General features: G+C 67.1%; 16 protein-coding genes and 1 pseudogene. 11 read left to right on the top strand and 6 right to left on the bottom strand.

The features are described 5' to 3' along the window. Nucleotides 1–582 precede the first annotated feature (582 nt). From Q7V15_RS12410 to alaS, 3 genes are all read left to right on the top strand, one after another. The gene (locus tag Q7V15_RS12410) at nucleotides 583–1,071 is read left to right on the top strand and encodes a hypothetical protein (RefSeq protein WP_304755957.1); all 489 of its coding nucleotides are present in this window, start codon (nucleotides 583–585) and stop codon (nucleotides 1,069–1,071) included. Between the two features lie 290 nt (nucleotides 1,072–1,361). Continuing rightward, on the top strand, nucleotides 1,362–2,429 hold the full coding sequence (gene recA / locus Q7V15_RS12405; RefSeq protein WP_304755956.1) for a recombinase RecA: 1,068 nt from the start codon (nucleotides 1,362–1,364) through the stop codon (nucleotides 2,427–2,429). 238 nt (nucleotides 2,430–2,667) lie between these two features. Next, the gene (gene alaS / locus Q7V15_RS12400; protein WP_304755954.1) at nucleotides 2,668–5,310 is read left to right on the top strand and encodes an alanine--tRNA ligase; all 2,643 of its coding nucleotides are present in this window, start codon (nucleotides 2,668–2,670) and stop codon (nucleotides 5,308–5,310) included. Here the strand turns inward: alaS and Q7V15_RS12395 are convergent, their stop codons facing one another. The 3 genes from Q7V15_RS12395 to Q7V15_RS12385 are packed head-to-tail and all read right to left on the bottom strand — an operon-like array spanning nucleotide 5,311 to nucleotide 7,308. Next, complete coding sequence (locus Q7V15_RS12395; protein ID WP_304755952.1) at nucleotides 5,311–5,712, bottom strand: VOC family protein; 402 nt, start codon at nucleotides 5,710–5,712, stop codon at nucleotides 5,311–5,313. It lies immediately after the preceding gene. Between the two features lie 56 nt (nucleotides 5,713–5,768). Further along, nucleotides 5,769–6,686 carry an AEC family transporter gene (locus Q7V15_RS12390; RefSeq protein ID WP_304755950.1) on the bottom strand — a complete coding sequence of 306 codons (918 nt, stop codon included), beginning with the start codon at nucleotides 6,684–6,686 and terminating at the stop codon, nucleotides 5,769–5,771. 19 nt (nucleotides 6,687–6,705) lie between these two features. After that, entirely contained in the window at nucleotides 6,706–7,308 is a 603-nt protein-coding gene (locus Q7V15_RS12385; RefSeq protein WP_304755949.1) for a DUF2939 domain-containing protein, read from the bottom strand. 141 nt (nucleotides 7,309–7,449) lie between these two features. On the opposite strand from Q7V15_RS12385, the pseudogene Q7V15_RS16515 reads away from it, so the two are divergent. Beyond that, nucleotides 7,450–7,782, top strand: a pseudogene (locus tag Q7V15_RS16515) (DUF2254 family protein); the annotation flags it as partial. Between the two features lie 7 nt (nucleotides 7,783–7,789). Beyond that, nucleotides 7,790–8,773: a DUF2254 domain-containing protein gene (locus Q7V15_RS12380; protein ID WP_370689809.1), complete on the top strand. Its 984-nt coding sequence runs from the start codon at nucleotides 7,790–7,792 to the stop codon at nucleotides 8,771–8,773. Nucleotides 8,774–8,796: 23 nt separating this feature from the next. Here the strand turns inward: Q7V15_RS12380 and Q7V15_RS12375 are convergent, their stop codons facing one another. Continuing rightward, the gene (locus tag Q7V15_RS12375) at nucleotides 8,797–10,011 is read right to left on the bottom strand and encodes an NADP-dependent isocitrate dehydrogenase (protein ID WP_304755947.1); all 1,215 of its coding nucleotides are present in this window, start codon (nucleotides 10,009–10,011) and stop codon (nucleotides 8,797–8,799) included. A gap of 313 nt (nucleotides 10,012–10,324) precedes the next feature. Here Q7V15_RS12375 and Q7V15_RS12370 point away from each other — a divergent pair, with 313 nt between their 5' ends. Beyond that, on the top strand, nucleotides 10,325–10,501 hold the full coding sequence (locus tag Q7V15_RS12370) for a hypothetical protein (protein ID WP_304755946.1): 177 nt from the start codon (nucleotides 10,325–10,327) through the stop codon (nucleotides 10,499–10,501). Here the strand turns inward: Q7V15_RS12370 and bla are convergent. Then, nucleotides 10,498–11,511, bottom strand: coding sequence for a class A beta-lactamase (gene bla, locus Q7V15_RS12365; RefSeq protein WP_304755944.1), 1,014 nt, complete (start codon nucleotides 11,509–11,511; stop codon nucleotides 10,498–10,500). The two genes, Q7V15_RS12370 and bla, sit on opposite strands and share 4 nt — an antisense overlap. A gap of 67 nt (nucleotides 11,512–11,578) precedes the next feature. On the opposite strand from bla, the gene Q7V15_RS12360 reads away from it, so the two are divergent. The 3 genes from Q7V15_RS12360 to Q7V15_RS12350 all read left to right on the top strand — a co-directional run bounded on the left by Q7V15_RS12360 (nucleotide 11,579) and on the right by Q7V15_RS12350 (nucleotide 14,750). Further along, complete coding sequence (locus Q7V15_RS12360; RefSeq protein ID WP_304755942.1) at nucleotides 11,579–12,388, top strand: RNA methyltransferase; 810 nt, start codon at nucleotides 11,579–11,581, stop codon at nucleotides 12,386–12,388. Nucleotides 12,389–12,453: 65 nt separating this feature from the next. After that, a complete protein-coding gene (locus Q7V15_RS12355; protein WP_304755941.1) occupies nucleotides 12,454–13,713 on the top strand; it encodes a DUF1254 domain-containing protein in 1,260 nt (419 codons plus the stop codon). A 71-nt stretch (nucleotides 13,714–13,784) separates the two neighbouring features. Continuing rightward, nucleotides 13,785–14,750 (top strand): methyltransferase, encoded by a 966-nt coding sequence (locus tag Q7V15_RS12350; protein WP_304755940.1) that lies wholly within the window; start codon nucleotides 13,785–13,787, stop codon nucleotides 14,748–14,750. An 8-nt stretch (nucleotides 14,751–14,758) separates the two neighbouring features. Here Q7V15_RS12350 and Q7V15_RS12345 read toward each other — a convergent pair whose 3' ends face one another. Continuing rightward, complete coding sequence (locus Q7V15_RS12345; protein ID WP_304755939.1) at nucleotides 14,759–15,100, bottom strand: hypothetical protein; 342 nt, start codon at nucleotides 15,098–15,100, stop codon at nucleotides 14,759–14,761. Between the two features lie 208 nt (nucleotides 15,101–15,308). On the opposite strand from Q7V15_RS12345, the gene Q7V15_RS12340 reads away from it, so the two are divergent. Together Q7V15_RS12340 and Q7V15_RS12335 are read left to right on the top strand one after the other, a co-directional pair. After that, nucleotides 15,309–16,178, top strand: coding sequence for an SDR family NAD(P)-dependent oxidoreductase (locus Q7V15_RS12340; protein ID WP_304755937.1), 870 nt, complete (start codon nucleotides 15,309–15,311; stop codon nucleotides 16,176–16,178). Between the two features lie 126 nt (nucleotides 16,179–16,304). Further along, nucleotides 16,305–16,996 (top strand): ParA family protein (locus tag Q7V15_RS12335; RefSeq protein ID WP_304755935.1); only part of this gene is annotated, 692 nt, incomplete at its 3' end.

The following is a 16,996-nucleotide window of genomic DNA, read 5'->3' as shown; positions in this document are numbered from 1 at the left end:
CAGGCGCCGCCCTATCCGGGGCTCGCCCCGGATAGGGCCAACCCTGAGCACAAACTGGCGGCGTAATCTGAACCCGAACCAACCTTAGCCAAGCCGCCAAACTGTACGGAGAACCGGCGCCACCTCACTCATCACGGTCCGCTAAGGGTGGGAAGCGGACAGAAAGCTAAGCGACAGTGCCGTGCGTCCAGGCTCCGCCGCTTCCGTGGTAAGTCTCGCACCTGAGCCGGAAAGCCTCGCCGCAGTCTGCACACTCGAAATCGCATTTAATAACATCGGGCAAAGTCTCAGCGTCGACGATGCCCGCAAATGGCGTTGGCTCGATCACGTCGTGCTGGGTGGAGCCGCGAGGCGTTTCGATCAGCGTGCCATCGGCGAGATTGTCTCGGATCACCCTAATCGTCTTATCAAGTTGGCCCGGACTGCCAATCCGCACGTCCTGGCAGAGATCGGCGCAACTCGAACAGGTCATCTGAACACGATGCCAAATCGTGCACCTGCTGCCTAGCTTTCCTAGGAGCAGACCAATCAAAGGTCCCCTAAGGGTGGAAAGCGGCCGTGCCCTCAGGTACCAGAGAAAGCATGGGGCACAGCATCAATGCGGTCGTTGGACCTATCGAGACGTTGGCAAATATCGCCGCGACGGCGGGCTGTCCCACCCCGACAGAGCTTCCCTTCGGACTAGCCATCGCACCACTCGGCCACGAGCAGATCGACAAGCTTACGGGCTTGGAGATCAGTGAGATTGCGAACGGCTTCAAGTATCTGTCGCCGGCCCTCGAACGCGGGCTGATCGCGGCGGCCGACGGCGGCGCCTTCGCTTACATCGAGACCGAATACTTTGGTGGAATCGGCTCTCAAGCGGCAGCGATCTTCTCAGATCTACTGCCGCCGATCCGCATCGCGGACACTGAAGCTGACGCGCCTGCGCAACCTGACAGTCCCATAAACCTTGCCCTGCGATCTTTGGAAGTCAGTGCATCTCCTGGGCAAGATGAGTTTGATACGGTGGGCCTGCATCGCTTCCGAGACCTAGAGGCACTCGGTCTAGACGAATGGGGTGACGACTAGCATCACCGCGTCCCGAGTGTCCGGACTGGGTCGTGAGGCGACGTTAGCATCTGGCTCGAAAGCGGTCGCTCCTACCGGGGCTGCGGGTACACCAGCTCGCTGCGAACCCTAGCTGAACGGGGTAGTGCCCAAACCGCGGCTCATCCGGGCGGTGGCTATATCCCCAGGCTTAGGGTCGGCGGAACATCTTGCGAACATAGAACAAAAAGAGTACGACTGAGTCCTGGCCGCCAGAGCCGGGGATCACCCCGGGCGGCCCGACGGAATCATGGGATAAGGGGTCCCCTCAAATGGCACAGTCGGCGTTGAAACTCGTGGGTAAAGAAGAAGGCGATAAGCAGCGCGCGCTCGAGGCGGCGCTGTCTCAGATCGATCGGGCCTTTGGTAAGGGCTCGGTGATGAAGCTGGGGGACAAGGGCAAGATCGTTGAGATCGAGTCCTTTTCCACGGGCTCGCTGGGTCTTGACCTGGCGCTGGGGATCGGCGGCCTCCCCAAGGGGCGGATCGTCGAGATCTATGGCCCGGAAAGCTCCGGCAAGACCACGCTCGCCCTGCATGTGGTGGCCGAGGTCCAGAAGGGCGGCGGCACCGCGGCCTTTGTGGACGCCGAACACGCCCTGGATCCCTCCTACGCCCATAAGCTCGGCGTGAATCTGGATGATCTGCTGGTGTCGCAACCAGACACCGGCGAACAGGCGCTTGAGATCACCGACACCCTGGTGCGTTCCGGCGCCGTCGATGTGATCGTCATCGACTCGGTGGCGGCGCTGACGCCGCGGGCCGAAATCGAAGGCGAGATGGGCGACAGCCTGCCCGGCCTCCAGGCCCGTCTGATGAGTCAGGCCCTGCGCAAGCTCACCGGCTCCATCTCCAAGACCAAGACCCTGGTCATCTTCATCAACCAGATCCGGATGAAGATCGGCGTCATGTACGGCAGCCCCGAGACCACCACCGGGGGCAATGCGCTGAAATTCTACGCCTCTGTGCGCCTGGACATCCGGCGGACCGGTTCGGTGAAGATGCGCGACGAGATCGTCGGCAACAATGTCCGGGTCAAGGTGGTGAAGAATAAGGTGGCGCCGCCGTTCCGTGAGGTCGAGTTCGACATCATGTATGGCGAAGGCATCTCAAAGCTGGGCGAAATCATCGACCTGGGCGTCAAGGCCGGCGTGGTCGAGAAGTCCGGCTCCTGGTTCTCCTTCAACAGCCAGCGGATCGGCCAGGGCCGGGACAATGTCCGGGAGTTCCTGAAGGCCAACCGCGATGTGGCCGATGCGATCGAGAAGGCGGTGCGCGCCTCCACCTCCAAGATTGAAGAAGAACTGCTCGTGGGCGGGCCTGACGACAAGGACGACTGACGCGCCCCTGGCATGGGTCATCAGATCTCCGCGGGCGGCGTCGCGGCCGCATGGTTCAGACACCCCGCCGATATGCGTCTGATCCGAACTGGGACCCCAACGTGGCGCCTCGTTCGCGGAGGAGGACGTCCTGGCCCGCCGCCAGGGCGTCCTTTTTCTTTGCGCTGGGCGGCAAGTCTCGTAAACGACCGCCAAAATTCCCCTGCGCGGCCGGCCGCGCGCGCCCTATATGCAAGCCATGTCCAGCCTGAACCAGATCCGCTCCACGTTCATCGACTTCTTCAAGGACCGGGATCACCTGATGATCCCGTCTGCGCCCCTGGTGCCGCAGAACGATCCGACGCTGATGTTCGTCAACGCCGGCATGGTGCCGTTCAAGAACTATTTCACGGGCGCAGAGACCCCCCCGGCGCCCCGGGCCGTCTCGGTCCAGAAGTGCGTGCGGGCCGGCGGCAAGCACAACGATCTGGACAATGTCGGCTATACCGGCCGCCATCAGACCTTCTTCGAAATGCTGGGGAACTTCTCCTTCGGCGACTATTTCAAGGAAGGGGCCATTGAGCTCGCCTGGGAGCTGATGACCAAGGACATTGGTCTCGATCCCGCTCGCCTCATGGTCACCATCGCGCCCGATGACGAGGACGCCGCAGCCCTCTGGCGCAAGATCGCTGGCCTGCCGGACTCGAAGATCGTGCGGCTGGACGAGAACTTCTGGTCCATGGGGGACACCGGTCCCTGCGGCACCAACACCGAGATTTTCTACGACCATGGCGACCATGTGCAGGGCGGCCCGCCCGGCAGCCCCGACGAAGACGGAGACCGGTTCGTCGAGATCTGGAACCTGGTTTTCATGCGCTGGGAGCAGTTCGCCGACGGATCGCGCAAGGACCTGCCCAAGCCGCAGATCGACACGGGCATGGGCCTGGAGCGGATCACCACCGTTCTCCAGGGGGTGCATTCCAACTATGACACCGACCTATTCCGCACCCTGATCGCCGCCAGCGAGGCGGCCACGGGGGTCGCCTCCCGTGACGAGGCGAAGTTTTCCCACCAGGTGATCGTCGACCACCTGCGCTCCACCAGCTTCCTGATCGCCGACGGGGTCTCACCCTCCAACGAGGGTCGCGGCTATGTGCTGCGCCGGATCATGCGCCGGGCCATGCGTCACGCCCACATGCTGGGCGCCGCCGAGCCGCTGATGCACCGCCTGGTCCCGTCCCTGGTCTCGGAAATGGGTGAGGCCTATCCGGAACTCCGCCGCGCCGAGCCGGTGATCGCCGAGACCCTCCGCCAGGAAGAGGAACGGTTCCGCCGCACCCTGGGCCGCGGCATGAGCCTGCTTGAGGAGGCCACCGCCCAGGTCGGCCCGGGCGGGGTCCTGCCTGGTGAAACCGCCTTCAAGCTGTACGACACCTATGGCTTCCCGCTGGACCTGACCCAGGACGCTGTCCGCGCCCTGGGCATGAGCGTCGATCTGGCGGGCTTCGACACAGCCATGAAGCGCCAGAAAGATCAGGCGCGGGACGCCTGGACCGGCTCTGGTCAGGCCGCCGCGGCCGGCGAGTGGTTCGCCCTGCGCGAACGCCTCGGACCGACCGACTTCATCGGCCACGACCAGGGCGAGACCACCGCCGAACTGCTGGTCCTGATGGGCGAGGGGGTCGAGGTGGCCAAGGCCGTGACCGGCCAGACCGTCCAGGCCCTGTTTGACCGCACCCCCTTCTATGGCGAGAGCGGCGGCCAGGCCGGCGACACCGGCGAGGTGGAGTGGGATGGCGGCCACGGCCGGGTGATCGACACTCAGAAACAGGCCGGCGATCTGCATGTCCATGTGATCGAGATCGAAGCCGGTGAGCTGGTCGCTGGCGCCCGCGTCCGTCTGGCTCTCGACGCTGAGCGACGCACCACGACCCGGGCCAACCACTCGGCCACCCATCTGCTGCACACGGCCTTGCGCAACGTGCTCGGCCCTCATGTGAGCCAGAAGGGCCAGATGGTCGATGGCGAGCGGATCCGCTTCGACTTCAGCCACGGCCAGCCCCTGACCCTTGAGGAGATCGACAGGATCGAGGCCGAGGTCAATGCGGTGATCCGCCAGAACCTGCCGGCCGAAACCAAGAACATGGCGCCCGAGGCGGCCATCGAGGCCGGCGCCATGGCGCTGTTTGGCGAGAAGTATGGGGATGTGGTTCGCGTCCTGACCCTGGGGCGCGCTCTGGAAGGAGATGGCCCATATTCGGTAGAGCTCTGCGGCGGCACCCATGTGGCGCGCACGGGCGACATCGCCCTGTTCAAGATCGTCTCCGAAGGCGGGGTGGCGGCTGGCGTTCGGCGGATTGAGGCCTTGACCGGGGAGGCGGCCCGTCGCTGGCTGTTGGATCAGGCCCTGGTCTCGCGCCAGCTGGCCGAGCAGTTCAAGACACCGGTGTCGGAGGTCCTCACCCGGGTCGAGGCTCTGGAGGCCCAGCGCCGCAAGCTGGAAAAGGATCTGGCTGACGCCAAGCGGCAACTCGCCATGGGCGGAGGCGGTGGCGTGGCCCAGGCGGGTCCTGAGGAGATCGGCGGCGTCCTGGTGCTGGCCCGGATCATGGACGGCGTCGGCGGCAAGGATCTGCGGCCCATCGCCGAGGAGTTCAAGAAGCAGGTTCCAGACGGCATCATCGCTCTGGTGGGCGTGGCCGAGGGCAAGGCCGCCGTCACCGTGGCGGTGACCGGTCAGGCCAAGGACCGCTTCAACGCCGCCGACCTGGCCAAGGCCGCCGTCATCGCCATGGGCGGCCAGGGCGCCGGCGGACGCCCTGACTTCGCCCAGGGCGGCGCCCCGGACGGCGCCCGCGCCGACGAAGGCCTGGCGGCCTTGAAGGCGGCCATCGTCGGCTAATCAGGTCGGCGTGCGGACGCAGGCCAGCTTGTTGCCCTGGGGGTCGCGCACATAGGCGGCGTACCAGCCCTCGCCATATTGCGGACGCAGGCCCGGCTGGCCTTCGTCGGTTCCGCCATGGGCCAGGGCCGCGGCGTGGAAGGCGTCCACCACCTCGGGCGTCGGGGCGTAGAAGCCCAGCATCACCCCGTTGCCCGCCCGGGCCGGCGCCCCATCGAAGGGTTTGCAGACCCAGACCGACTGCCCGCTGGCGTCATCAGCGCGGCCATAGCCCGTCCAGTTCTCGAACTCGTGCTGCCGGCTCAGGCCCAGGGGCGCCAGCACCGCATCATAGAAGGCCAGGGCCGCGGGCTGGTCTTCGGCGCCCAGGGTCACATAGCCCAGGACAGGCAAGGTGGTCATAGAGGTCTCTCCCATGTCACGGCCAAACGCCGCGGAGAGAACATAACAGGAACACATCAGGTCAGGAAGTAGGCCAGCAGGGTCAGGGTCACGGCGCTGAGCACTGTGCCTGCGATGACCGCTTCGGCGGCGCCCCGGGCGAAGACGCCCATATTGCGGGTCTGGATGAAGGCGTTGACCGCCGTAGGGCAGCCCGCCAGCAGGGTGGCCACCGTCCGCAGTCCCGGTTCGACGTCTGCGGTCCACAGGACCACCCAGACCAGCAAGGGCGCCAGGGCGAGCTTGATCCCAAGGGCCAGGGCGAGCGCCCCCTGGTCCCTGCGCCGGGGCCACCCCCCTTCGCGTCCGATCAGGCCGCCCAAGGCGATCAGAGCGATCGGACTGGCGGTGGCCGCCAGCAGGGTCAGTCCCTGATCGGCGATCCCCGGAAGCCGGGTCTGTGTGGCCGACAGGATGAGGCCGCAGCCGGCGCCCAGGACGGTGGGATTGGCGGCCACCCGCCGCAGGGCCGTCCCCAGCCCGACAGCAGACGTCCCAGTCTGCAGGACGCCCACTGCCAGAGCCATCAGAAGAATGAAGTCGATCGCCACGACCGCCGCGGCCTGCGACCTGACGCCCTCGCCCAGCAGGGCCACAGCCAGGGGCGCTCCGAGAAAGGCGGTGTTGCCGAGGCCGGCCACCATGGGCAGGCCGGCTGCGGTCTCCCGGGGCAGGCCCAGGCGGCGGGCGAGGCCCCAGGCGCCCAGGAGCAGCAGGGTCATGGTCAGCCCATAGAGACCAAGGGCCAGGGCCTGGCCGGCGTCGGGGGGCGGGGCGTCGCCCAGCCAGCGGATCAGAAGGGCGGGAAAGCCGATCCAGAAGGTATAGGCCGACAACCACCCGCCCAGGCGCGCGCCCAGCAGGCCAAAACGACCGGCCAGGGCGCCGACGGCGATGATCGCAAAGAACGGCGCAATGCGCGCCAGCAGATCCAAGACCGACCCGAGGCTTAGGCTAGGCGTCGTCGCGCGGCGGCAGCCGCACGTGGACCAGCTTCCACTGGAAGAGCGCGGTGCGCTGGAAGGTGAGGACGGTGACGTGGCCGGTCTCCCCAGGGGGGTGGACGGCGAACCGTACGCGGTCGACACCCCAGAAGCGCAGGTCTGGCCAGGGCGATTGGAGAGATGAGGTCAGGCGCGCCAGTCCCTCGGGCGGTGGCGGCTCCGGCGGCGCGGTCCCCGGCTCATAGCCTCGGGTCAGGTCGTAGATGCCCGCAGGGGTGAGGTAGGGCTCCAGTCTGGCCGGCGCGGGAGTCAGGGGCGACAGGGGCTCTGCAAAGGGCTCTAGAGCCCGGCGCATGGCGCCAATGGGATCGCGCCAGACGTCTGGAGCCTCGCCATTCTCGGTCAAGGCGGTGGGGCGTGCTGGCTCCTGCACCTGATCGCGCAAACTCGCGCGCATGGCGCGAAAATCGACCAGTTGAGCCAGGCCCGCCACATCCTGATCGCGGGCGTTCGCCTTCAAGGCCCGGAAGGCGAACCAGGGGGCGGCGGCGAAGGCCAGGCCGAACAGGACCAAGCAGAGCACGAAGATCTGAAACAACTGACGTTTGACCATGAGCCGGTCAGGTCCCCTCGGCCAAGCTTCGCAGGTTGGGCCGCACGATTAACACGGTTGGACCGAACCCGCCATTTCACTCGCCCGAGGGGCGCAGGCGGGCTGGAGGGAGCGGAAGCTTAGCCGGCGCGTTCTGTCTGCATGGGGGCGCAACTTCACAAACTGACGCACGATCTACGCACGACCTTCTGGGTCGTGCCCGCGGGACTTGTGGCTGCGGGCGTCGGCGCCGCCTTCCTGGCGGTGGGGGCTGAAGGGGCCGACTGGATTCCTGATCCCCTGATGGGCCTTCTGTACGAGGGCGGGGAAAGCGGGGCTCGCACCCTGCTCGGCGCCATCGCCACCTCCGCGATCGGGGTCACGGGCACCCTCTTTTCGATAACCATCGCCGCCCTGACCCTGGCGTCGAGCCAGATGGGGCCGCGCCTCCTGGACAACTTCACCCGCGACCGGGGCAACCAGGTGGTGCTGGGGGTTTTTTCTGGGCACCTTCGCCTACTGCCTGGTGGTGCTGCGGCAGGTCCGCGGCGGAGAAGACGATCTCTTCGTGCCCAGGCTGGCCTTGGCCGGGGCCATGGGGCTGGCCGCGCTCTGCGTGGCGCTACTGGTCTACTACGTCCATCACATGTCGAGCCGGATCAACATCGACACCGTCATCGACCTGGTTCGAAAGGACTTTTTCGCCGCGCTGGACGCCCAGACTGAGCCGGCGTCTGATCGCATCCTCCTCGACGAGGGGGCGATCGACCTGGACTGGACGGCGGCCGCCCGCATCCAGGATCGCCGGAACGGTTATCTGCAACAGCTTGAGACCGACGATCTCGCCGACTGGGCGCAGGCCCAAGGCGCCCGGGTGCGGCTGCTGGTGCGGCCAGGGGACTTCATCATGGCTGGCGGCTGCGTCGCCCTGGTCTGGCCGCCGGAGGCGGAGGGGGCGCAGGACGCAGTGATCGGCGCCACGGCGCTGAGCGCGCGCCGGACGTCTGGGGCCGATCTGGAATACAGCGCCCGGCAGTTGGTCGAGGTGGCCGTCCGCGCGCTCTCCCCGGGGATCAATGATCCGATGACCGCCATCGCGGTCCTGGACCAGCTGGGATCAGCCCTGTGTCGGGTGGCCAACCGGACCTTTGTCTCCGGAGTCACCATCCGAGATGGCCGGGTAGTGCTGTTGCGGCCGGTCAGCGACTATGCCGGGCTCGTGGACGTCAGCTTCGACATGATCCGGCAGAACGGGGCTGGCGCCCCGTCCGTGATGATCCGCATGCTGGAAGTCCTGGCCCTCACGGCCGAACAGGAGCGCGATCCCGACCGCCTGGCTGTCCTGGTCGCTCATGCGGACAAGATCATGGCCGATGGCCAGAAGGCCTTCGCCAACCCAGGGGATCTGCAGGATCTGCATCAGCGCCACCGCGCCCTCGGGCGGGTTGTGGCGCATGGGGGTCCGGCGCGCCGCACCGGACCCTAGGTCGTTTCAGCGCGGGCTCAGGCCTAGTCGGCCAGGGCCTTTTCGAGATTGGCCGCCACCTTGTCGATGAAGCCTTCGGTGGTCAGCCAGCCCTGGGTGTCGCCCACCAGCAGGGCGAGGTCCTTGGTCATGGAGCCGCTTTCGACGGTGGAGACGCAGACCGCCTCCAGGGTCTTGGCGAACCGGTCCAGGGCGTCGTTGCCGTCCAGCTTGGCCCGATGCTCCAGGCCGCGGGTCCAGGCGAAGATCGAGGCGATGGAGTTGGTGGAGGTGCTTTCGCCGCGCTGATGCTGGCGGTAGTGGCGGGTGACGGTGCCATGGGCGGCCTCGGCCTCCAGGGTCTTGCCGTCCGGGGTGATCAGCACCGAGGTCATCAGGCCGAGCGACCCAAAGCCCTGGGCCACCTGGTCGGACTGCACGTCGCCGTCATAGTTCTTGGCCGCCCAGATGAAGCCGCCGGACCATTTCAGGGCCGAAGCCACCATGTCGTCGATCAGGCGGTGCTCATAGACAATGCCGGCGGCCTTGTACTGCTCGGCGTATTTCGCCTCGAAGACCTCGGCGAAGATGTCCTTGAAGCGCCCGTCATAGGCCTTGAGGATGGTGTTCTTGGTGGACAGGTAGACCGGGTATTTGCGGTTCAGGCCATAGGCCAGGCAGGCCTCGGCGAACTCGCGGATGGAGTCATCCAGATTATACATGGCCATGGCCACGCCCGAACCCGGATAGTCGAATACCTCGCGCTCGATGACGTCGCCGTTTTCGCCTTCCCAGCGGATGGTCATCTTGCCCTTGCCGGGCACCAGGAAGTCGGTGGCCCGATACTGGTCGCCATAGGCGTGACGGCCGACGATGATCGGCTGGGTCCAGCCGGGGATCAGGCGCGGGACGTTCTTGCAGATGATCGGCTCGCGGAAGACCACGCCGCCCAGGATGTTGCGGATCGTGCCGTTGGGCGAGCGCCACATCTGCTTGAGGCCGAATTCCTCGACCCGGGCTTCGTCCGGCGTGATCGTCGCGCACTTGATGCCGACGCCGTATTTCTGGATGGCCTCGGCGGCCTCGACGGTGACCTTGTCGTCGGTCTTGTCCCGATACTCGATGCCCAGATCGTAATAGGCGATGTCGAGGTCGAGATGGGGGAAGATGAGCTTGTCCTTGATCATCTTCCAGATGATCCGGGTCATCTCGTCCCCGTCGATATCGACGACGGGATTGGCGACTTTGATCTTGGCCATAGGCGAGGCGCGCTCCGTGGCGGAATTGAGGGGTTGAGGCCGTATACAAGGCCTGCGCCGGGGCGCAAACCCAGGATGGACGTATTCGTGTCCGACACGGGAACGTCATCGCTCCTGGGCTAGTTAGGTCGGCGTGAATAGGTGCGCCCTCCGTTCTGCCCTGATTGGGGCGCCCGTCCTCCTGTTGGTCGCCGAGCCGTGGGACTTTCAATCCGCCCACGGGCGGGGGCGTCTCCGGGGCCATATCAACAAAATCGAGGATTTCGGACCGCAGGGAGGACAGGCCCTTTGGCTGGAGGTCCCGGATCTCACCATGGGCGACCAGACGGTGGACATGCTCCGCGCCCTGGCCCTTCATCCCGGCGACGCCGATCTGATCGCGGGCCTCGGCGCCCAGCGTTCGGTCGCGGTGCGGCTCTTCGGGCCGACCGGGAGCGACATCCGGATGGTGGCCGCGATTCGGCGTCTGGGACCTGTGTCAGGCCTCTAGCGCAAGGCCACGATCATGGCGCGGGAGAAGTCGGCGAAGACCGCCTCCCGTTCGGCTTCGGGCAGGCTCGACCCGGCCAGGAAGACGGCGACCACATATTGCCGACCATCTTCCAGGGTGATCAGACCGATGTCGTTGGTGGCGGGGTTAAGCCCCAGGTCCGTCCGCGCCGTACCGGTCTTGTGGGCCAGGCGAGCGTCCTTCGGCAGGCCGGCGGCCAAACGGTTGGCCCCACTGGACGTCTCGGTCATGATTCCGAGCAGCCGCGCGGTGGAGGCCTCTGACAGCAGTTCGCCCCGCGCCAGGGCGGCCAGGAACATGAGGGCGTCGCGCGGACTCGTCGTGTCGCGAGGATCGCTCAGATAGCGGGCCGTCGCCGCCTGGCGCACATTTGGGGCGATGGCGGCCATGGCTGCACGATAGGCCGCCTCGCCCTTCCAGGCCGGCCGGAAGGACTCCAGGCCCACGATCTCCGGCTGCAACTGGCGCTCATAGCGGTCGATCCGCATGTCGCGGATATCCTTGGCCCGCAGCCAGGCGGTGACGGCGCCTGGTCCCCCGATTCGGCGCATCAGGACGTCAGCTGCGGTATTGTCGCTTTGCCCCACGGCCAGGACCAGGAGGTCTTCAATCGTGTAGTCCCGCCGCCCTGGATAGGCGTCCGCCACAGGGCTGTAGGGCGGGGAGAGGTCGTTATCCGAAAGGGTGAGGGTCTCATCCAGGGACAGCCGGCCAGCGTCCGCCTCAGCCAATACAGCGGCCCCGAGCGGCGCCTTGAAAACGCTCTGCATCGGAAAACGATCACTGCCATTGAGGGCCCAGAGCTCTCCGCTCTCCAGGTTCATCACCGCGGCCCCCAGCCGGGCCGGCGCGACCCTGGCGCTGATCTCAGCCCCCGCCTCATCCAGGTGTTCGGCGTTCATGCGCGGTGTGGTGGACACCGTCTGCGGCATGCCCGGGTCGCAGGCCACCAGAAGGACGGCGGCGGCCAGCAGGAGGAGGTCACGCATAAGGAAAAACTCCCGATGCCGGGCGAAACCCTTGCGCACCGCATCGCTTCGGACTGAATACCCTCAAATGACCGCAAGTTCCCCCCCAGCGCCAACCATTATCCTGTCCGCCCCTCAATTGGCCGAGAACATCGGGGCTGTGGCGCGAGTCATGGCCAATTTCGGGCTCGAAGACCTGCGGCTGGCCAACCCGCGGGATGGCTGGCCCCAGGACCGGGCCTGGGCCTCGGCTTCGGGGGCCGACTGGCCCCTCGACGGCGCCAAGGTGTGCGCCAGCGTCGCCGAGGCGATCGGCGATCTGCACCTGGTCTTCGCCACCACGGCCCGTCCGCGGGAACTGCAGCTGCCGGTGATCACCCCCAGGCAGGCCGCCGGCGAGCTGGCCGCCGCCGTAGCCGCGGGCCAGAAGGTGGGTCTGCTGTTCGGCGGCGAGCGGGCAGGTCTGGAGACCGCAGATGTCGCCCTGTGCCAGGCGGTGGTCACGGTTCCAGTCGATCCCCGTTTCCATTCCCTGAACCTCGCCCAGGCTGTCGCCATCAACGCCTATGAATGGCGCCTCACCCAAGGAGCCGGGCCGCCGCCACGGTTCCGGGAGGGGCCTGAACCCGCCGATCAGGCCGCGATGATGGGGCTGTATGGGCAGCTTGAGGCCGAGCTGGACGCCGCCGGCTTCTTCCATCCGCCGGAAAAGCGGCCCTCCATGATCCAGAATCTGCGGTCGGCGCTAGGTCGGGCGAGCTTCAGCGACCAGGAGGTGCGAACCTTCCGCGGCGTGGTCACGGCGCTCTCCCGGGGGCGTGGCCGGGTGCTGGACAAGCTTGCTCGTCAGAAGGCCGAGCGGGAGGCCAGGGCCGACCCGGACGGCTCGCAGACTTGACGCAGGGTCGTCTCCGTTGACCATAGGAGATCAATGATAACCTATCTGGGGTCGGGGAGAGCGTCATGTCGGGAACGGATCTGAAAACAGCGGCGATGAAGGCTTGGCTTTATGGCCTGCCGCTGATCGAGATCGCCGCCACCCGAGCTCGCGGTCTGTCGTTTGGCCAGAGTCTCAACACCATCGCCCATGTCCGCAACCTGGCCACCCCCAAGCACCGGGCGGTGACCACGCCCAACAATGACACCCTCTATTCTTCGGCTCAGCTGGACCTCTCCCAGGGACCTGTGACCTTGAGCCTGCCCGCGACCGGGGATCGCTACTTCTCCCTGGCGCTGATGGACGCCTACACCAACAACTTCGCCATACTAGGGACGCGGACCACCGGTCCCAATGGCGGGACCTTCACCCTGGTGGGCCCCCATGAGGCCGCCGAAGGCGCCCATGTCCTCCGCGCTCCGACCCCTCACGTCTGGGCGCTCGGCCGGGTGGTGGTCTATGGGCCAGGAGATCTTGAGGCCGCCCGGCAGGTTCAGTCGGGCTTGACGATCCAGGGACCGGCCGCGCCGACCCCGGCGCCGGCGGTGAAGCGCAGCGCGCCCTGGCAGGACTATTTTGCGGCGCTTTCTGAGCTGATGAAGGCCAACCCGCCGCCGGTGACCGATCGCGCCCTCCTGGAGGAAATCGCCTCGCTCGGACTGGAGGTCGGCTTTGACGCCGGGCGATTCACGGCCGCCGAGGCCGCGGAGATCGAGGCGGGCCTGGCCGAGGCCCGGGTGGCGGTGCGTCGTGGCGGTCTGACCGGCGATCACTTCATCGATGGCTGGTCCTATCCCAGCGCGACCCTCGGGGATTTCGGCCAGAACTATCATTATCGAGCGGCCGTCGCCCTGGGCGGGCTGGCGGCCCTTCCACCGGTGGAGGCCCTCTATATGCGCGCCCGAGGCGACCAGCCGCGGGCGCTCTATGATGGGACCAAGGCCTATAGCCTCCACTTCCCTGCCGACCGTCTGCCGCCGGTTCATTCCTTCTGGTCCCTCAGCCTCTATGAGGCCACTGAGGACGGGCAGTTCTACTTCGCCGACAACCCGTTGGACCGCTACGCCATCGGCGATCGGACCGAGGGACTGACCTACAACGCCGACGGATCCCTGGACATCTGGATCGGCAGCCAGAGCCCGGGTGAGGATCGCAAGACCAACTGGCTGCCCGCCCCGGCCGGACCGTTCGCCCTGTTCATGCGGACCTATCTTCCGAAACCCGAACTGCTGGACGGCGCCTATCGTCTGCCGCCGGTGGAGGCCGTGGAGGGGACCGCAGGATAGGCTGGCCAATCCACTGATGCGGCGGCGGGGCCTGGCCACCAAATGCCCCGCCGGCGCGTTGCAGGCGCACCATGACCCTGCGCCCCCTATCCCTCCGCCAGCTGGATGCGGACTCAGAACCAGCCCTGCAAAGCCTGCTGGAGGCGCTGAATCAGTCCGGCCACCACTTCGTGCCGCCGTCGCCGGCCACTCATCGACGGGTCCTGGCCCGCGATCCGCACCGGCAGGCGCGGAATCTGCGCGATGTGTTTGGCTGGAGCCTGCCCTTCGCGCCGAATCTGATGCCGGCGCCGTTGCTCAACGCCCTGCGGCTGGCCGACCTGCTGGTCGAGGAAGAGGGCCTGCTTCGCAGCCGGGTCCGGGTCGCGGCCCTTGAAGGGGAGCTGTTCCTCCACTCCGCCTATCCGACGACCCGGCCCGACGCAGTATTTTTTGGTCCTGACACCTATCGGTTCGCCGCCTTCCTCAAGGCGGAGCTCGCCGATGCGCCCTCTGGCGGCGTGCTGGTCGACATCGGCGCGGGATCAGGCGCCGGCGCCGTCGTCGCAGCGCGGCTGGCGCGACCGGCCCGCACGATCCTCACCGATATCAACCCCGCTGCCCTGCGTCTGGCGCGGGTCAACCTTCGTCAGGCGAGGTGCGAGGCGGAGCTGGTGCTGGGAGAAGGTCTGGACAGGGTGGAAGGATCGCTCGACCTGGTGATCGCCAATCCGCCCTTCATCGCCGGTGAGGACGGACACGTCTATCGGGACGGCGGGGACCTGCACGGCGCCCGGGTCACCCTCGACTGGACGAAGGCCGCCTTGAACCGGCTGGCGCCTGGAGGGCGGCTTGTCCTCTACACCGGCAGCGCCATTGTTGAGGGCCAGGATCGGCTTTTCCAGGCGGTGGAAGGGCTGGTAGCCGGCGGACCCTTTGAGCTGCGGCGCCAGGAACTCGACCCCGACATCTTCGGCGAACAGCTGAGCGAGCCGGCCTATGCCGATGTCGAACGGATCGCCGCCGTCGGCCTGAGCGTCCGCAGGCGTTCATCCTAGGCGGTCTTTCAGGGGCCGGGAAACGGGCCGGTGGGCACGGTCTGAGCCGGACAGACATAGCTCACGGCGAAGGTCTCGGGTCCCGTCGGGGTGTCCACGGTAACCGGGCCGCTCGGCGGCGGTTCGGTGTTCCGGGCGCAGATGCGCAGGGTGCGTGGCCCGCTCCAGACGATCTCCAACCCCTGTACGGCGTCCAGACTGCCCAGGGGGGCGGCCGCCCCGCTGGCATGGCGTAGGGCGAGGTCGGCGCCGAGGCCTCGCCTGAAGGTCAGGCCGCCGCCGGTGAAGTTCACCTCCAGCACGTATCGCCCGTCGGGGCTTGGGACCTGCATGTCGTCAGGGGTGGCCACGAGACAGCCTGAAAGCAGGAGCGCGGCGAATCCGAGGGCGGGTAAGATGGCGGGTCGTGAGCGGTGGGTCATCTCCACGAAATGGCGGACGGCCGGCAAGGTTGCGGTCGGGGTCAGCTGTGGCCCATGATCGGCTCCACGACGCCCCAGGACGTCAAAAATGAGAATGAGGCCTCATCCGCAGGCCTTCACCCCCGGAGGAGTCCCCATGTCCGACGCCCTGACCTCTCGTCGCGCCCTGATCGCCGGTGGCGCCGGCCTGGCCGCCCTGGTCGCCCAATCGGCCGCGGCCGCCGATCTGAAGACGCCGCCCGAGCGGGCGAGCGCCATGGCCCGGGATGGCCGCTTCACCGACAAGGTGGTGCTGATCACCGGAGCGACGTCTGGCATCGGCCGGGCGACCGCGAAGGCCTTCGCCCTGGAAGGCGCCAAGGTGATGTTCTGCGGCCGCCGCGAAGGACTGGGGGCGGAGGTCCAGGCCGAGATCGCCGCAGCCGGCGGGCAGGCTGTGTTTCGGCGGGCCGATGTGCGGGTCGAGGCCGAAGTGGCGGCCCTGGTCGCCGCCTGCGTCGAGGCGTTCGGTGGCCTGGACATCGCCTTCAACAACGCCGGGATCGCCGGACGAGCCGGCGACATGGGCGCGGCCTTCGACTGGGCCGTCCACAACGACATCATGGCCACCAATCTCGAAGGCGTGGTCCGCTGCATCAACCATCAGGTCCCGGCCCTGAAGGCCCGGGGTGGCGGATCGATCATCAACACCGCCTCGGTCATGGGCTATGTGGGCTCCGGACCGGTCATGTCCTACGCCCTGTCGAAAGCCGGGGTGCTCAGCCTGACCCGATCGGCGGCTCTGCAACTGGCCGGCGACAATATCCGGGTCAATGCGGTCTCGCCCGGACCGATCGACACGCCGATGATGGGGGGCGGCGCGGCCCAGGCCTCCGGCGCCCGCACGCCGGCCGGCCGGGCTGGTCAGCCAGAAGAGATCGCCCACGCCGTGATGTATCTGGCCGACGCCGCCGCCAGCTATGTCACAGGCGAAGACTTGCGGGTGGACGGGGGCGTGCGCGCCTAGATATTCGGCGACCCTGATCAAAACCTGTCTCAGAAGGCGAAGGCCCGCCGATTCGACACGCTTGGGATGTGACAACTTGTCTCTGTGGATAAGTTGGTTCTAGGGTCTTCCTACGGGGAGACGGGCATGAAGACCGTGGCGGTCATTTCGCGCAAAGGCGGCGCCGGCAAGTCGACGGTGGCCGTTAACCTTGCCGCCGCCCTGCGGGAGCGAGGCCTGCGCGCCGTCCTGGCCGACGCCGATCCCCTGCGCTCCTCCAGCGAAGCCCTGCGCGCCCACAGCCTGTCGGTGGTCGAGACCTCGGCTGCCAAACTTTTCGCCCTGGTCACGGCCTCGAGCCGCAGCGGCTGCGACGTGCTGGTCATCGACACGCCGGCCTCGCCAGAGGCCGATATCGTCTCGGCGATCAAGGTGGCCGATCTCTGCCTGGTGGTGACTCGTCCCACCTATCTGGACCTGGCCGCCGGGCTCAAGACCATCGACCTCCTGCGGCAGTTGCGGGCGCCTGGACTGATCGTCCTGAACCAGTGTGCCTCGCCCCGACGGGGACAGGAGGCGCAGGTGGTCACCGGGACGCTTGAGACCCTGCGTTTCGCCGGCGTACCGGTCTCCGGCGTCGCCCTGCGGGTGCGCCAAGCCTATCAGATGGCCCTGTCCCAGGGGCTCGGCGTCGTCGAGTGGGAGCCTGCGGGTCAGGCCGCCGGCGAAACACGGGATCTGGCCGAACTGGTGCTCAAGCGACTTGAGGACGGGCGTCAGGCCTGGCGCCCGGCCAATGACGTCGCCCGTCCCGGCGGGCTAGGCGCCGCCCAAAGCTG

It is taken from the genome of Phenylobacterium sp., from assembly GCF_030651755.1.
Taxonomy (GTDB): Bacteria; Pseudomonadota; Alphaproteobacteria; order Caulobacterales; family Caulobacteraceae; genus Phenylobacterium.
The sequence above is the reverse complement of the archived record's forward strand: the minus strand, read 5'-3'. Positions and strand labels throughout refer to the sequence as shown.

Excerpts from the sequence above, each read along its gene's own strand:
- Q7V15_RS12410 (WP_304755957.1), top strand. The coding sequence starts at position 583 with ATGGGGCACAGCATCAATGCGGTCGTTGGACCTATCGAGACGTTGGCA.
- recA (WP_304755956.1), top strand. The coding sequence starts at position 1,362 with ATGGCACAGTCGGCGTTGAAACTCGTGGGTAAAGAAGAAGGCGATAAG.
- alaS (WP_304755954.1), top strand. The coding sequence starts at position 2,668 with ATGTCCAGCCTGAACCAGATCCGCTCCACGTTCATCGACTTCTTCAAG.
- Q7V15_RS12395 (WP_304755952.1), bottom strand. The coding sequence starts at position 5,712 with ATGACCACCTTGCCTGTCCTGGGCTATGTGACCCTGGGCGCCGAAGAC.
- Q7V15_RS12385 (WP_304755949.1), bottom strand. The coding sequence starts at position 7,308 with ATGGTCAAACGTCAGTTGTTTCAGATCTTCGTGCTCTGCTTGGTCCTG.
- Q7V15_RS12375 (WP_304755947.1), bottom strand. The coding sequence starts at position 10,011 with ATGGCCAAGATCAAAGTCGCCAATCCCGTCGTCGATATCGACGGGGAC.
- Q7V15_RS12370 (WP_304755946.1), top strand. The coding sequence starts at position 10,325 with ATGGGCGACCAGACGGTGGACATGCTCCGCGCCCTGGCCCTTCATCCC.
- bla (WP_304755944.1), bottom strand. The coding sequence starts at position 11,511 with ATGCGTGACCTCCTCCTGCTGGCCGCCGCCGTCCTTCTGGTGGCCTGC.
- Q7V15_RS12360 (WP_304755942.1), top strand. The coding sequence starts at position 11,579 with ATGACCGCAAGTTCCCCCCCAGCGCCAACCATTATCCTGTCCGCCCCT.
- Q7V15_RS12355 (WP_304755941.1), top strand. The coding sequence starts at position 12,454 with ATGTCGGGAACGGATCTGAAAACAGCGGCGATGAAGGCTTGGCTTTAT.
- Q7V15_RS12350 (WP_304755940.1), top strand. The coding sequence starts at position 13,785 with ATGACCCTGCGCCCCCTATCCCTCCGCCAGCTGGATGCGGACTCAGAA.
- Q7V15_RS12340 (WP_304755937.1), top strand. The coding sequence starts at position 15,309 with ATGTCCGACGCCCTGACCTCTCGTCGCGCCCTGATCGCCGGTGGCGCC.